Genomic DNA, 13,617 nt, shown 5'->3' with positions numbered 1-13,617 from the left:
GGGGCGTTTTTTATTGCGGCAAAGAAAATTTCGGACAAAAAAAAGCGCGGCCATGGCCGCGCACGGTATTACTCTTCTTCCGCTTCTGTTGCGGGCTCCAGCTCACTGAACCAGCTGTCGAGCTTCTGACGCAGCTTATCCACACCCTGCTTTTTCAGCGAGGAGAACGCTTCAACCTGCACATCTCCGTTGAATGCCAGTACCGCTTCACGAACCATATTCACCTGCGCTTTACGCGCGCCGCTCGCCAGCTTATCCGCTTTTGTCAGCAGCACCAGAACGGCAATATCGCTTGCCACAGCCCAGTCGATCATCTGCTGATCAAGGTCTTTCAGCGGGTGGCGAATATCCATCAGCACCACCAGGCCTTTCAGGCACATGCGCTTTTCCAGGTATTCACCCAGCGCGCGCTGCCACTTGATCTTCATCTCTTCCGGTACCTGCGCGTAACCGTACCCCGGTAAATCGACCAGGCGTTTTCCTTCGGCCACTTCAAACAGGTTAATCAGCTGGGTACGGCCAGGTGTTTTTGAGGTACGCGCCAGGTTCTTCTGATTGGTCAGCGTATTCAGTGCGCTGGATTTCCCCGCATTCGAGCGGCCAGCAAAGGCCACTTCGATGCCGGTATCAGAGGGCAGGTGGCGAATATCGGGCGCACTGGTGACAAAATGCGTCTGTTGGTAGTTCCAGGTAGTCACGTGGTCGTCTCCAAAAATCGTAATCTGCGGGGGATTATACCTGAATGCAGGCAAAAGACTTTTTTGATTGCACCTGGTCTGTAGGCTTAAGCCCTGGCCGATGTGAGACATCGGCTATAGATGTTATGAGAAATTTCAGAGAAATCGCAGGTGTAAAAAAATACAAACTGTTTTAAATCATAAGATTAATATTGAGTGATTATCTGAAAATCCGTTTTTGTACCCTTTCGTTGCTTGTTAGTTTAAATGAACAAGGTAAAGTGTGCGTCAAGGCGGGGATGCCAACAGGATAATGACTTAGGGATAAGGGTCAGGAGCGCCAGGAGGCGAAGACGCAGGATTGTCAGGATGACCAGCGCCTGGAGGCGTTTTAACAGGAAAAGGAACCGTATCACGGACGGTATCAGCCAACGGATAAACAGGGTTTGTTGTAGGCAAACACGGAATGTCTGACCCGTTAAGGGTTATGAGTCAGGAAAAAAGGCGACAGATTGCTCTGTCGCCTTTTTTCTTTGCTTGCTTTCTGCTAGATTTCGCCGCAATTCTATACTGAAGAAAACGACTTAAAGATAAAACATCATGAAAAAACCGACCTCCGCAGCGGGCGTGAAACGCCCTGCCAAAGCACGCCGCAAAACGCGCGAAGAACTGAACCAGGAAGCGCGCGATCGCAAACGCGAAAAAAAACATCGCGGTCATGCTGCGGGTAGCCGTGCAAACGGTGGCGGTGCATCTGGCGCTTCTGCTAAAAATAAGCCGCAGAAAGATCCACGTATCGGCAGTAAAACTCCCATTCCACTGGGCGTGACAGACACCCCGGTCACTAAGCAGCACAAACCAAAGAGCGAGAAACCTATGCTTTCACCGCAGGCTGAGCTGGATTTGCTGGAGAACGATGAGCGCCTGGACGCGCTGCTGGAACGTCTTGAAGAGGGTGAAACCCTGACCGCTGAAGAGCAGTCCTGGGTGGATGCCAAACTGGATCGCATCGACGAACTGATGCAGAAGCTGGGCCTGTCATACGACGATGACGAAGATGAAGAAGATGAAAAGCAGGAAGATATGATGCGTCTTCTGAAGGGTGGAAACTAACATTTGCACCCGGCAGGAACGATAGTCCTGCTTATAACCCTTCCGGTTATATGTTATCTGGTGTGGTTATTCGTTAAACTACGGCGGTTGTCGCGGCGACAAAAGTGGCTGCGCACCCGAATGATGGTCCGCAATGGGGCCAGAACGGGCCGCCGTATACGAACGCGACACCAACGGAAGGAGTGAGCATGTCTGTACCATCTATCGACTGGGATTTGGCCCTGATCCAGAAATATAACTATTCCGGGCCGCGTTATACCTCATACCCCACCGCGCTGGAGTTCTCTGATGCCTTCGGCGAGGGTGATTTTCAGCAGGCCGTCGCGCGCTATCCAGAGCGCCCGCTGTCGCTCTACGTCCATATTCCGTTCTGCCATAAGCTCTGCTACTTCTGCGGCTGCAATAAAATTGTCACCCGTCAGCAGCATAAAGCCGATCAGTATCTGGATGCGCTGGAGCAGGAAATTTTGCATCGCGCGCCGTTGTTTACTGGCCGTCATGTCAGCCAGCTTCACTGGGGCGGCGGTACGCCAACCTATCTGAATAAAGCGCAGATCAGCCGTTTGATGGCGCTTCTTCGCGGCAATTTCCATTTTAATGACGACGCCGAAATCTCGATCGAGGTCGATCCGCGTGAAATTGAGCTGGATGTGCTGGATCATTTACGTGCCGAAGGCTTCAATCGCCTGAGTATGGGCGTTCAGGACTTCAATAAAGAGGTCCAGCGTCTGGTGAACCGCGAGCAGGACGAAGAATTTATCTTTGCCTTACTCAACCATGCGCGTGAAATTGGTTTCACCTCAACCAATATCGATCTGATTTATGGCCTGCCAAAGCAGACGCCGGAGAGCTTTGCTTTTACGCTGAAACGCGTGGCTGAACTTAACCCGGACCGCCTGAGCGTGTTCAACTATGCGCATCTGCCGACGCTCTTTGCTGCGCAGCGCAAAATCAAAGATGCCGATCTGCCTTCTGCTCAACAGAAACTGGATATTCTCCAGGAAACCATTACCTCGCTGACCGAGACCGGCTATCAGTTTATCGGTATGGATCACTTTGCCCGTCCGGATGACGAGCTGGCTGTTGCTCAGCGCGAAGGGGTACTGCACCGTAATTTCCAGGGCTATACCACCCAGGGCGATACCGATTTGCTGGGGATGGGTGTTTCCGCCATCAGCATGATTGGCGATTGCTACGCGCAAAACCAGAAAGAGTTGAAGCTCTACTATCAGCAGGTGGATGAAAAGGGCAACGCGCTGTGGCGCGGCATCGCGTTAACACGTGACGACTGCATTCGTCGTGATGTGATTAAGGCGCTTATCTGCAACTTCCGTCTCGATTTCAGCGACGTTGAGTCACAGTGGGATCTGCACTTTAGCGATTATTTTGCAGAAGACCTGAAGCTGCTGGTGCCGCTGGCGAAGGACGGGCTGGTGGATGTGTCGGAGAATGCGATTGAGGTCACGCCAAAAGGACGTTTGTTGATTCGTAATATCTGCATGTGTTTTGACGCTTACCTTCGGCAGAAAGCGCGTATGCAGCAGTTCTCGCGGGTGATTTAAGCCGCAAAAGCATGAAACGTAGGCCGGGTAAGGCGAAGCCGCCACCCGGCTTTTACATTTTTACCCGCTAGCTAAACAGACCAACCAGCGCCGCACACAACACTGCAGCAACTGCGGTTTGCGGCGTGTGGCTTTCTGCGGCTCCGCTAGAGAGCATATGTACTAATGTTTCCAGCATGATGTTCACCCCCAATTTCCGGGCACGATCATACAAAACTCATCGACACAGTAAAGCGCAAAATAACGGCAATTTGCGCTCAATTAGTAATCTTTACACAGCGGTGAAGATTACTCCATTCCCAGCTCTTTAAGCTTACGCGTCAGGGTATTACGTCCCCACCCCAGCAGGCGGGCTGCTTCCTGTTTATGGCCCTGCGTATGACGAAGCGCGGTGGTTAACAGCGTGCGTTCCATCTCCGGCTGCGCCTCAGAGAGCAAATTTTGATGACCGGAACGCAGCGCGCGATCGGCCCACTGCGCCAGCAGCGTCGCCCAGCTGTCCGGCAGCGCATGGCCCGTACTGCTTTCAGGGGCAGTTGCTTCAAACAGCTCGGCCGGCAGATCCTGAATCAAGACCTCCTGTCCGGCGGCCATGACGGTGAGCCAGCGACAGGTATTTTCCAGCTGACGCACGTTACCCGGCCAGGCCAGGCGGGTGAGGGCGGCATCGGTTTCCGGGTGAAGCTGTTTGGCTTCTACGCCCAGTTCACGCGCGGCGACCTGCAGGAAGTGACGCGCCAGGCGAGGGATATCTTCACGACGTTCACGTAGTGGCGGTAGATGGACGCGGATGACGTTCAGGCGATGGAATAAATCCTCACGGAATTTTCCCTCCTGCACGCGTTGCTCCAGGTTCTGGTGTGTCGCGGCAATAATGCGTACATCCACTTTCACCGGCGCATAACCGCCTACGCGATAAAACTGTCCGTCAGCCAGCACGCGCAGAAGACGGGTCTGAACATCCAGCGGCATATCGCCAATTTCATCCAGGAATAATGTCCCCCCGTCAGCCTGTTCGAAGCGGCCCTGACGAATGGTATTCGCTCCGGTAAAGGCGCCTTTTTCGTGGCCGAACAGTTCGGATTCAATCAAATCTTTCGGGATAGCCGCCATATTCAGGGCGATAAACGGCGCTTTTGCCCGCGGGCTATGGCGATGTAAGGCGTGCGCGACCAGCTCTTTACCGGTGCCCGATTCGCCATTAATCAATACGCTGATGGACGAACGCGACAGACGGCCAATAATGCGAAACACATCCTGCATCGCCGGTGCTTCGCCAATGATGTCCGTGGTAGGGCCGAAATCGGGCGCATTACGGGGCTGTTGCTGCTCCTGGTAATGGCTAATGGCGCGCTCAACCAGCGCGACCGCTTCGTCGATATCAAATGGCTTGGGCAGGTAGTCGAATGCCCCTTGCTGATAGGCGCTAACGGCGGCATCCAGATCGGAGTGTGCCGTCATTATGATGACCGGAAGCATAGGGTGGCGTTGTTTGATCTGCTTTAAAAGCGCCAGCCCGTCCATACCCGGCATACGAATATCCGACAGCAGAACATCCGGCGTTTTGGTGGTGAGTGCGTCGAGCACTTCGCTGCCGCTCTCAAACGTCGTGCAGCTTAATCCCGCCCCTGTGAGCGCGCGTTCAAGCACCCAACGGATGGAGCTATCGTCATCGACTACCCAGACTATCCCTCGTTGCATAAACGTCACCTTTATTTTTTAATCGGCAGGAAAACCGAAAACTCGGTATGTCCCGGCCAACTGGTAAATTCAATTTTTCCAGAGTGTTGATCGATCAAACTGCGGGCAATGGATAATCCCAACCCGGTACCGCCTTCGCGACCGCTGACCATCGGGTAGAACAGGGTGTCCTGCAGATGAGATGGGATCCCCGGCCCGTTGTCCTCAACGTCGATGCGTGCCGCCAGCCGATAGCGCACGCCATGCAAGGTGAGCTGGAATGCGGTACGGGTACGCAAAATGATTTCGCCGCCTTCCGGTCCCAGAGCCTGCAGCGCATTACGCACAATATTCAGCAGGACCTGCTCAATTTGGTCCGGATCGTGCGCCAGTTCCGGCAGGCTGGGGTCATAATCACGCACCAGCGTAACGTTCTCCGGCAGCTCCATGGAGACGAGCTTCACCACCCGTTCAGCCACTTTATGAATGCTTTCGGTGACGTGCATACCCGGCTGTTGCGGCCCGAGCAGGCGGTCAACCAGGTTACGCAGACGATCGGCCTGCTCAATGATGACGTTGGTATACTCCGCCAGCGCAGGGTCCGGCAGCGCTTTGGTTAACAGCTGCGCCGCCCCGCGTAATCCGCCCAGTGGGTTTTTGATTTCATGCGCCAGGCCCCGCACCAGATCGCGGGCAGCAATTTGCTGCGCATGCTGAAGTTGCTCCTGGCTCAGTCGGCGCTGATTGTCCATCGGCGCCATTTCGAGCAGGATCAGCCCTTCAGGAAGACGTTGCGCGGTAAGCGACAAAATATGCGAGCGCCCGTCGATCACCAGCGTCACTTCGTTATCGGTGAACCCCTGACCGGCCTGCAGACTTTCCTGCATCAGGCCAATGTTCAGCGAAAAATAGCTCAATAATTCTGGCAGCGGAGTGCCAAACAGTTTGCGTGCGCTTTGGGCGAGCAGTTGCTGCGCCGCCGGGTTGGCGTAATGAACAGCCAGCTCGTCGTCGACCAGCAAAATGCTGTTAATTAACGAATTGAGGATCTGCCCAGCATCGGGCAGCGTGCCAGTTGCCATTCAGCAGTCTCCTGGAGTTGGTTGCACTAATTTAGTGCAGTATAGCTTTTTCGTCGTAAAAAGCGCGTGAGATCAGGTTGTTGGTGGAGAAAAAAGCCCATCCGGAGATGGGCTGAAAGTTTCCACGGCAACAAAAAAAAGCTTTCGGGGCCGCGCCTGAAGGGGGGCGCGAAACCCGTTGTAACTTAAACGCTGTAATACAGTTCGAATTCAACCGGATGCGGAGTCATGCGCACGCGGTCGTTCTCTTCAGTACGCAGGGCGATGTAAGCATCGATAGCGTCGTCAGTGAACACGCCACCCGCAGTCAGGAACTCGCGGTCTGCGTCCAGTGCTTGCAGGGCTTCTTCCAGAGAGCCTGCAACCTGTGGGATCTCTTTCGCTTCTTCTGGCGGCAGGTCATACAGGTTTTTGTCCATTGCTTCGCCTGGGTGGATCTTGTTCTTGATACCGTCCAGACCGGCCATCAGCAGTGCTGCGAAGCACAGGTATGGGTTAGCTGCTGGATCCGGGAAGCGCACTTCGATACGACGCGCTTTAGGAGAAGCCACCACCGGGATACGGATAGAAGCAGAACGGTTACGCGCTGAGTAAGCCAGCATAACAGGTGCTTCGTAGCCTGGGACCAGACGCTTGTAAGAGTTGGTGGTTGGGTTCGCCAGGGCGTTGATCGCTTTAGCGTGTTTGATTACGCCGCCAATGTAGTACAGCGCCTGCTCAGACAGACCTGCATATTTGTCACCAGAGAACAGGTTGGTACCGTTCTTGGACAGGGACATGTGGCAGTGCATACCGGAACCGTTGTCGCCAAACATTGGTTTTGGCATGAAGGTCGCGGTTTTACCGAAACGGTGTGCAACGTTGTGCACAACGTATTTGTAGATCTGAATTTCGTCCGCTTTTTTGGTCATGGTGTTGAAGCGGGTTGCCACTTCGTTCTGACCAGCAGTCGCCACTTCGTGGTGGTGAGCTTCAACTACCAGGCCCATCTCTTCCATCACCAGACACATGGTGGAACGGATGTCCTGTGAAGAATCGACCGGAGGAACCGGGAAGTAACCGCCTTTCACGCCAGGACGGTGACCTTTGTTACCACCTTCGTATTTGGTGGAGGAGTTCCATGCACCTTCGATGTCGTCGATAGCCACGTGGGAGCCAGAGATAGAGGCACCGAAACGAATGTCATCGAACAGGAAGAATTCTGGCTCTGGCCCGAACAGAACGGTGTCTGCGATGCCGGTAGAACGCAGGTACTCTTCTGCACGTTTAGCGATGGAGCGTGGGTCACGGTCGTAGCCCTGCAGCGTGCCTGGCTCGAGGATATCGCAACGGATGATCAGGGTTGGCTCTTCGAAGAACGGATCAATGACCGCCGTGGTCGCGTCTGGCATCAGAACCATGTCAGATTCGTTAATGCCTTTCCAGCCACCAATGGAGGAGCCGTCAAACATTTTGCCTTCTTCAAAGAATTCGGCGTTTACCTGATGAGCAGGAATAGTGACGTGCTGTTCTTTACCTTTAGTATCGGTGAAGCGCAGATCAACAAACTTCACTTCATGTTCGTTCAGCATCGTCAAAACGTGTTCAGCGGACATACTTAACTCTCCAGATTGGTCATTGTCGTCGTGGTAACGAGGTCTTCAACTTCTATCAAGGTGGCTATGAGGCCATCTTTTTGCCGTATTTTTATAAAGCGAAATCTGTGCCAACTTTTAAAACACCCCAAAAAGGCGTTATCATGCGCACCATAGTGCAAAAGTGCTGCACCACAATGGTTATGTTGCACCAGTATAGTGCTTCAGTGTGAACACTGAGCACCATATTGGTGCAATTTTCGTTAAAGTGCCCTTTTTACGCTCCGTGAAAGCGATCACAAAGCATCTCTGCAATACTTGTTTGCGGGGGATGTTTGTGATCCTGTTTTGTAGTGCGATTAATCCGTGTACAATAACGCGCTATTTCTAATGCCTGAGGCAAAGTTGTGATCGAAAATTTGCGTAACATCGCCATCATCGCGCACGTTGACCATGGTAAAACTACCCTGGTTGATAAGCTGCTGCAGCAATCCGGTACGTTTGATGCACGTGCCGAAACTCAAGAGCGTGTGATGGACTCCAACGATTTGGAGAAAGAGCGTGGGATTACCATCCTCGCGAAAAACACCGCTATCAAATGGAATGACTACCGTATCAACATCGTTGATACCCCAGGGCACGCCGACTTCGGTGGTGAAGTTGAGCGCGTGATGTCCATGGTGGATTCCGTGCTGCTGGTGGTTGACGCCTTTGACGGCCCAATGCCGCAAACGCGTTTCGTGACCAAAAAAGCATTTGCCCATGGCCTGAAGCCTATTGTTGTTATCAACAAGGTTGACCGTCCTGGCGCACGTCCTGACTGGGTTGTTGATCAGGTGTTCGACCTGTTCGTTAACCTTGACGCGACCGACGAGCAGCTGGACTTCCCTATCATCTACGCTTCGGCGCTGAATGGTATTGCGGGTCTGGATCACGAAGATATGGCGGAAGACATGACCCCGCTGTATCAGGCGATTGTCGATCACGTACCGGCTCCGGATGTTGATCTTGATGGTCCTCTGCAGATGCAGATCTCCCAGCTGGACTACAACAACTACGTTGGCGTTATCGGTATCGGCCGCATCAAACGCGGTAAAGTGAAGCCGAACCAGCAGGTTACTATCATCGATAGCGAAGGCAAAACCCGTAACGGTAAAGTGGGCAAAGTGCTGACTCACCTGGGTCTGGAGCGTATCGACAGCGATCTGGCTGAAGCGGGCGATATCATCGCAATCACCGGTCTGGGCGAGCTGAACATCTCTGACACCATCTGCGACCCGCAGAACGTGGAAGCGCTGCCAGCCCTGTCTGTTGATGAACCAACGGTAACCATGTTCTTCAACGTCAACACCTCTCCGTTCTGTGGTAAAGAAGGTAAATTCGTTACCTCTCGTCAGATCCTTGACCGCCTGAACAAAGAGCTAGTGCACAACGTTGCGCTGCGCGTTGAAGAAACGGAAGACGCTGATGCCTTCCGCGTATCCGGTCGTGGTGAACTGCACCTGTCTGTTCTGATCGAAAACATGCGTCGTGAAGGTTTCGAGATGGCGGTTTCCCGTCCGAAAGTTATCTTCCGCGAAATCGACGGCCGTAAACAAGAGCCGTTCGAAAACGTAACGCTGGACGTTGAAGAGCAGCACCAGGGTTCTGTGATGCAGGCTCTGGGTGAGCGTAAAGGCGACCTGAAAAACATGAATCCAGATGGCAAAGGCCGCGTACGTCTCGACTACGTGATCCCAAGCCGTGGCCTGATCGGCTTCCGTTCTGAGTTCATGACCATGACTTCCGGTACTGGTCTGCTGTACTCCACCTTCAGCCACTACGACGACGTACGTCCGGGTGAAGTGGGCCAGCGTAACAACGGCGTGCTGATCTCTAACGGTCAGGGTAAAGCGGTTGCGTTTGCGCTGTTCGGTCTGCAGGATCGCGGTAAGCTGTTCCTGGGTCACGGTGCTGAAGTGTATGAAGGCCAGATCATCGGTATTCACAGTCGTTCTAACGACCTGACTGTAAACTGCCTGACCGGTAAGAAACTGACCAACATGCGTGCGTCCGGTACTGACGAAGCAACGGTTCTGGTTCCACCGATCAAGATGACGCTGGAGCAGGCTCTGGAATTCATCGATGACGACGAACTGGTAGAAGTGACTCCACTGTCTATCCGTATCCGTAAACGTCACCTGACCGAGAACGATCGTAAACGTGCAATGCGCGGTGCGAAAGAAGAGTAATACGGTCATTCCGTTAGCCGGGTAAGCGCATGCGCCGCCCGGCAGTAAAAAGCCGCTGATTGCTCAGCGGCTTTTTTATTAGAACGAATACCGCAATCCCAGGCGAATCCGGTACTGCTCCCGGTTGTAATCATTCCATCTGTCCAGCCACTGCAGTTCAAGATATGGCAGCCAGTTTTTGTCGATCTTGTAGCTGAATTTATTGGTAATTTCCCAGTGATGATCTTTGCCATTTTTGCTGTGGTAATCATTCACCCGCTGGAAAAAGTGCGGTTCAAAGGTATAAAAAAACGCATCCGTCACTTTGAAATTCCAGTAGTTAGCAAACTCATGCGTATCGTTCTTATCCATCTGCCCGTTATAGTCCGGCGTATCGTAATTGTTATGGTTATAGCGATAGCGGAACGTCAGGTTGAACCCGTCCGTAAATTTATAATTGGTATCTAAATAGACCGCACCACCCGATCCTGCGCTGCTGTCGTTAATCAATCCGCCGGGCTGGAAGGTGAGCTTGTCGGTGGGTTTAAAGAGCGGATACCACCCCTCTATTTCGTTATAGCTGTGCTTAAGCTCATCCCATTTCCCCACGTTATAGGCATTGGTGAACATCAGCCCCGCGCCCATATCGAAGTTATAGCCTGCACGCAGGATCACCTCGTGCAGCTCAGAGGCCGTATTGTATGCTTCGCGGGTTTCGACATAAGCCCCGGCAAATACCGGGCAGGACACAGACGACACGATCAGTACAGTAATGATTCTTTTCATAATTTGTCCATGTATCAGGTACAGAAAGGCCTCCCTCCTGATGAACAGGAAGGACATAGTGGCCGGTTTTATTGTTATAAAGTGACTGCTGACGCTTTATTGTTGGTGGTTATCTCAGGGGTATTCGCGGTTTGTTTTTTCCGTTTTCCAATCTCCTCGATAATAAAGGCGAAGCGCGCTTCGTTGAGTTTATAAAACAGCCCCATGGTCACGGCGGCAACGACGGCCAGGCCGCACGGCCAGAGGAAAATAAGCTGACGCAGACCAAGTAGCGTGCCAGCGCTCTGCACCGCATGGGGAACGTAGCCAATCTGGGTCAGCATGATGCCAGGCAGAAAACCGGCGAGGGCGGCAGAGATTTTGCGCGAGAAGGTATAGCCGGTATAAACCGACCCTTCAGCACGAATGCCCGTTTTCCACTCGCCGTAATCAACGGTATCCGGTACCAGCGCCCAGTTCAGGCTGTTCACAAACGCCGTGCCGAAAAAGGCCATGCAGGAAAACAGCACGAACAGCAGGGAACTGGTCCCCCAGAAGAAGTTCAGCACGTCGCCCACTGCCCACAGCGCCAGCCCACCCAGATAAACCGGTTTTTTGCCAAAGCGCTTCACCGCGCCGGGCACCAGAAACACGCCAATCAGAATGCAGCCCATGCTGAAAAAGCCCATCCACGACAGCAAATGCAGATCGTTTAGCACGTACTGGGTGTAATAGACCTGAATCGCCAGCTTGATGTTAAAGGCGGCAAGGGTACACAGGTTGGCGATACACAACACCAGCAGCGGCGGATTGCGGAAAATCGCGCAGAATGATTTCAGAATGCCGGGCTTATGGTGATCGGGCGTAAGCTCCACGTAGCGCTCTTTCACGCCGCTGTAGCACCACCACATGCAGAACAGGCCACCGGTGACGAACACCAGCGCCGCCACCAGATAGCCGAGGGAGGGCTGGCTGACGAACAGCGCCTGAATGGGCATAAAGCCGACGGTGCAGAGCAACAGCCCCACGGTTGCGCCGCCCTGACGCCACGCCGCAAGCTGCGCGCGCTCGTTCGTGTTTTTGGTAATGGCCGGGACCATCGCACCGTAGGCGCAGTTCATCAGGCTATAGCAGAGGCCAAACATCATGAAGAGCACGGTGGCGAGCGCCGTTTTCACCGTCAGGCTAAAGTCGTTGGCCATAAACTGCGCCGTCGCGACCAGCGCCACCGGGACGGAGGCATAAAGAATGAATGGCCGGAATTTTCCCTTCGCGCCGATGTTACGCCGGGAGTCCAGCAGCACGCCGGTCAGCATGTCGGTGAACGCGGTAAAAAACTTCGCTACCAGGAAAATAATGCCGCCATAGAAGGCGGGCATGCCCAGTTCGTCGGTGTAAAACTTCAGCAGATACAGCGTGCCAATACACAGCATCAGATTCGAGCCAAAATCGCCCATCCCGTAGGCGCACTTCTCTCGCAGGCTCAATTTCAGGGTTAACGGATCAGTGTTATGTGTCATGGTCGATCCTCAGAGCGCCCGCAGGGCGCTCTATCTCGTCATTTATGCCGTACGTTTACGCAGTTCGATCTCTTCCACGATGCGCACATACATCTTCTCGTTGAGATTGTAGAAACAGCCCATCGCCACAATGGTGATGACCGCCAGCAGGCTCGGATAGATAAAAATCAGCTGCCGCAGTCCTTCAACCGTTCCGGCGGATTGCACCACATTGGGCACATAGCCAATTTGCGTGAGCATGATCCCCGGGAAGAAGCCCGCCAGTGCCTGGGATACCTTCCTGAAGAAGGTAAAGCCGGTGTAAACCGTCCCTTCAGATCGCACGCCGGTGCGCCACTCGCCGTATTCCACGGTATCGGATACCAGCGCCCAGTTCAGGCTGTTCACGAACGCGGAGCCGAAGAAGGCCAGGCAGGAGAACGCCACAAAGCTCACCGAGCCGCCGCCGAAGAAGTAGTTGAGCAGATCGCCCGCCACCCAAACCATCAGCCCGCCGATATAGACTTTTTTCTTGCCGAAGCGCCGCACCGCGCCGGGCATCATAAAGACGCCGATAAAAATACAGCCCATGCTGAAGAAACCCATGTAAGACAGCAGGATCGGGTCGTTCAGCACGTACTGCGTGTAGTAAACCTGGATGGCGAGTTTGACGTTAAAGGCACCCAGCGTGCAGAGGTTGGCGATGCACAGGATAAACAGCGGACGGTTTCCGGCAATGGCGCGAAACGACTGCAACAGCCCCGGTTTTTGCGCCGGATGAGCAGGCTGCGTCTCGACGTAACGCTCGGTCACGCCCTTGTAGCACCACCACATAAAGAACAGCCCGAACAGCGAGAAAAGCGTGGCGGCAAAGATATAGCCAAGCTGATCGTTGCCCTCAATCAGGTTCATTACCGGGACAAAACCGACGGTACAGAGCAGCAGGCCAAGCGTGGCGCCGCCCTGACGCCAGGCGGCCAGCGAGGCGCGCTCGTCCGGGTTTTTGGTAATGGCGGGTACCATCGCGCCGTAAGAGCAGTTCATCATGCTGAAGAACAGGCCGTACAGCATGAACAGCACCGTTGCCATCACCGTTTTACCGGTGATTTCAAACGGCGTACCGACGAAGTTGGCAATCGCCAGCAAGGTCACCGGGAAGGCGGCATACAGCACGAACGGGCGGAATTTCCCTTTCGGGCCGATGTTGCGCCGGGAGTCGAGCATGATCCCGGTACCCATATCGGTGAAAGCGGTAAAGAATTTGGCAATCAGGAAGATAATCCCGCCGTAGGTACCCGGCAGGCCCAGCACGTCGGTATAAAACTTCAGCAGATACAGCGTGCCGATATCCAGCAGGATGTTAGAGCCGAGATCGCCCATCCCGTAGGCGAGTTTTTCTTTAAACGGCAGGCGTAGGGTTGCCGGATCAGAAGTATGTTGACTCATTATTGTTCT

11 protein-coding genes are annotated in these 13,617 nt (G+C 53.7%); 3 read left to right on the top strand and 8 right to left on the bottom strand.

What is annotated here, in order from left to right; genetic code table 11:
* Positions 1-68: 68 nt before the first annotated feature.
* Positions 69-698: a ribosome biogenesis GTP-binding protein YihA/YsxC gene (yihA, locus tag ACQG22_RS23400; RefSeq protein WP_020686870.1), complete on the bottom strand. Its 630-nt coding sequence runs from the start codon at positions 696-698 to the stop codon at positions 69-71.
* A gap of 579 nt (positions 699-1,277) precedes the next feature.
* On the opposite strand from yihA, the gene yihI reads away from it, so the two are divergent.
* Positions 1,278-1,790, top strand: coding sequence for a Der GTPase-activating protein YihI (gene yihI / locus ACQG22_RS23395; RefSeq protein ID WP_040020367.1), 513 nt, complete (start codon positions 1,278-1,280; stop codon positions 1,788-1,790).
* A 188-nt stretch (positions 1,791-1,978) separates the two neighbouring features.
* Positions 1,979-3,352 carry an oxygen-independent coproporphyrinogen III oxidase gene (gene hemN, locus ACQG22_RS23390; protein ID WP_040020365.1) on the top strand — a complete coding sequence of 458 codons (1,374 nt, stop codon included), beginning with the start codon at positions 1,979-1,981 and terminating at the stop codon, positions 3,350-3,352.
* Positions 3,353-3,419: 67 nt separating this feature from the next.
* On the opposite strand, the gene ACQG22_RS23385 is transcribed toward hemN, so the two are convergent.
* From ACQG22_RS23385 to glnA, 4 genes are all read right to left on the bottom strand, one after another.
* The gene (locus ACQG22_RS23385) at positions 3,420-3,530 is read right to left on the bottom strand and encodes a YshB family small membrane protein (RefSeq protein ID WP_032618432.1); all 111 of its coding nucleotides are present in this window, start codon (positions 3,528-3,530) and stop codon (positions 3,420-3,422) included.
* Positions 3,531-3,640: 110 nt separating this feature from the next.
* Positions 3,641-5,053 carry a nitrogen regulation protein NR(I) gene (gene glnG, locus ACQG22_RS23380; RefSeq protein WP_013099377.1) on the bottom strand — a complete coding sequence of 471 codons (1,413 nt, stop codon included), beginning with the start codon at positions 5,051-5,053 and terminating at the stop codon, positions 3,641-3,643.
* 11 nt (positions 5,054-5,064) lie between these two features.
* Positions 5,065-6,114 carry a nitrogen regulation protein NR(II) gene (glnL, locus tag ACQG22_RS23375; protein WP_008501857.1) on the bottom strand — a complete coding sequence of 350 codons (1,050 nt, stop codon included), beginning with the start codon at positions 6,112-6,114 and terminating at the stop codon, positions 5,065-5,067.
* 185 nt (positions 6,115-6,299) lie between these two features.
* Complete coding sequence (glnA, locus tag ACQG22_RS23370) at positions 6,300-7,709, bottom strand: glutamate--ammonia ligase (protein ID WP_013099376.1); 1,410 nt, start codon at positions 7,707-7,709, stop codon at positions 6,300-6,302.
* 386 nt (positions 7,710-8,095) lie between these two features.
* Here glnA and typA point away from each other — a divergent pair, with 386 nt between their 5' ends.
* Positions 8,096-9,919: a ribosome-dependent GTPase TypA gene (typA, locus tag ACQG22_RS23365; RefSeq protein ID WP_008501854.1), complete on the top strand. Its 1,824-nt coding sequence runs from the start codon at positions 8,096-8,098 to the stop codon at positions 9,917-9,919.
* 78 nt (positions 9,920-9,997) lie between these two features.
* Here typA and ompL read toward each other — a convergent pair whose 3' ends face one another.
* From ompL to ACQG22_RS23350, 3 genes are all read right to left on the bottom strand, one after another.
* Positions 9,998-10,684 carry a porin OmpL gene (gene ompL / locus ACQG22_RS23360; protein WP_013099374.1) on the bottom strand — a complete coding sequence of 229 codons (687 nt, stop codon included), beginning with the start codon at positions 10,682-10,684 and terminating at the stop codon, positions 9,998-10,000.
* 74 nt (positions 10,685-10,758) lie between these two features.
* Positions 10,759-12,183, bottom strand: a complete 1,425-nt coding sequence (locus ACQG22_RS23355) for an MFS transporter (RefSeq protein WP_369706743.1) — start codon at positions 12,181-12,183, stop codon at positions 10,759-10,761.
* Positions 12,184-12,225: 42 nt separating this feature from the next.
* On the bottom strand, positions 12,226-13,608 hold the full coding sequence (locus tag ACQG22_RS23350) for an MFS transporter (RefSeq protein ID WP_013099372.1): 1,383 nt from the start codon (positions 13,606-13,608) through the stop codon (positions 12,226-12,228).
* Positions 13,609-13,617 lie beyond the last annotated feature (9 nt).

This window comes from Enterobacter cloacae complex sp. 309I3 (assembly GCF_050031595.1).
Classification (GTDB): Bacteria; Pseudomonadota; Gammaproteobacteria; order Enterobacterales; family Enterobacteriaceae; genus Enterobacter; species Enterobacter cloacae.
This window is presented reverse-complemented; position numbering and strand designations above follow the sequence as displayed.

What these genes read in the sequence shown, in the direction of transcription:
- yihI (WP_040020367.1), top strand. Translation starts at nt 1,278, where the DNA reads ATGAAAAAACCGACCTCCGCAGCGGGCGTGAAACGCCCTGCCAAAGCA.
- hemN (WP_040020365.1), top strand. Translation starts at nt 1,979, where the DNA reads ATGTCTGTACCATCTATCGACTGGGATTTGGCCCTGATCCAGAAATAT.
- ACQG22_RS23385 (WP_032618432.1), bottom strand. Translation starts at nt 3,530, where the DNA reads ATGCTGGAAACATTAGTACATATGCTCTCTAGCGGAGCCGCAGAAAGC.
- glnG (WP_013099377.1), bottom strand. Translation starts at nt 5,053, where the DNA reads ATGCAACGAGGGATAGTCTGGGTAGTCGATGACGATAGCTCCATCCGT.
- glnL (WP_008501857.1), bottom strand. Translation starts at nt 6,114, where the DNA reads ATGGCAACTGGCACGCTGCCCGATGCTGGGCAGATCCTCAATTCGTTA.
- glnA (WP_013099376.1), bottom strand. Translation starts at nt 7,709, where the DNA reads ATGTCCGCTGAACACGTTTTGACGATGCTGAACGAACATGAAGTGAAG.
- ompL (WP_013099374.1), bottom strand. Translation starts at nt 10,684, where the DNA reads ATGAAAAGAATCATTACTGTACTGATCGTGTCGTCTGTGTCCTGCCCG.
- ACQG22_RS23355 (WP_369706743.1), bottom strand. Translation starts at nt 12,183, where the DNA reads ATGACACATAACACTGATCCGTTAACCCTGAAATTGAGCCTGCGAGAG.
- ACQG22_RS23350 (WP_013099372.1), bottom strand. Translation starts at nt 13,608, where the DNA reads ATGAGTCAACATACTTCTGATCCGGCAACCCTACGCCTGCCGTTTAAA.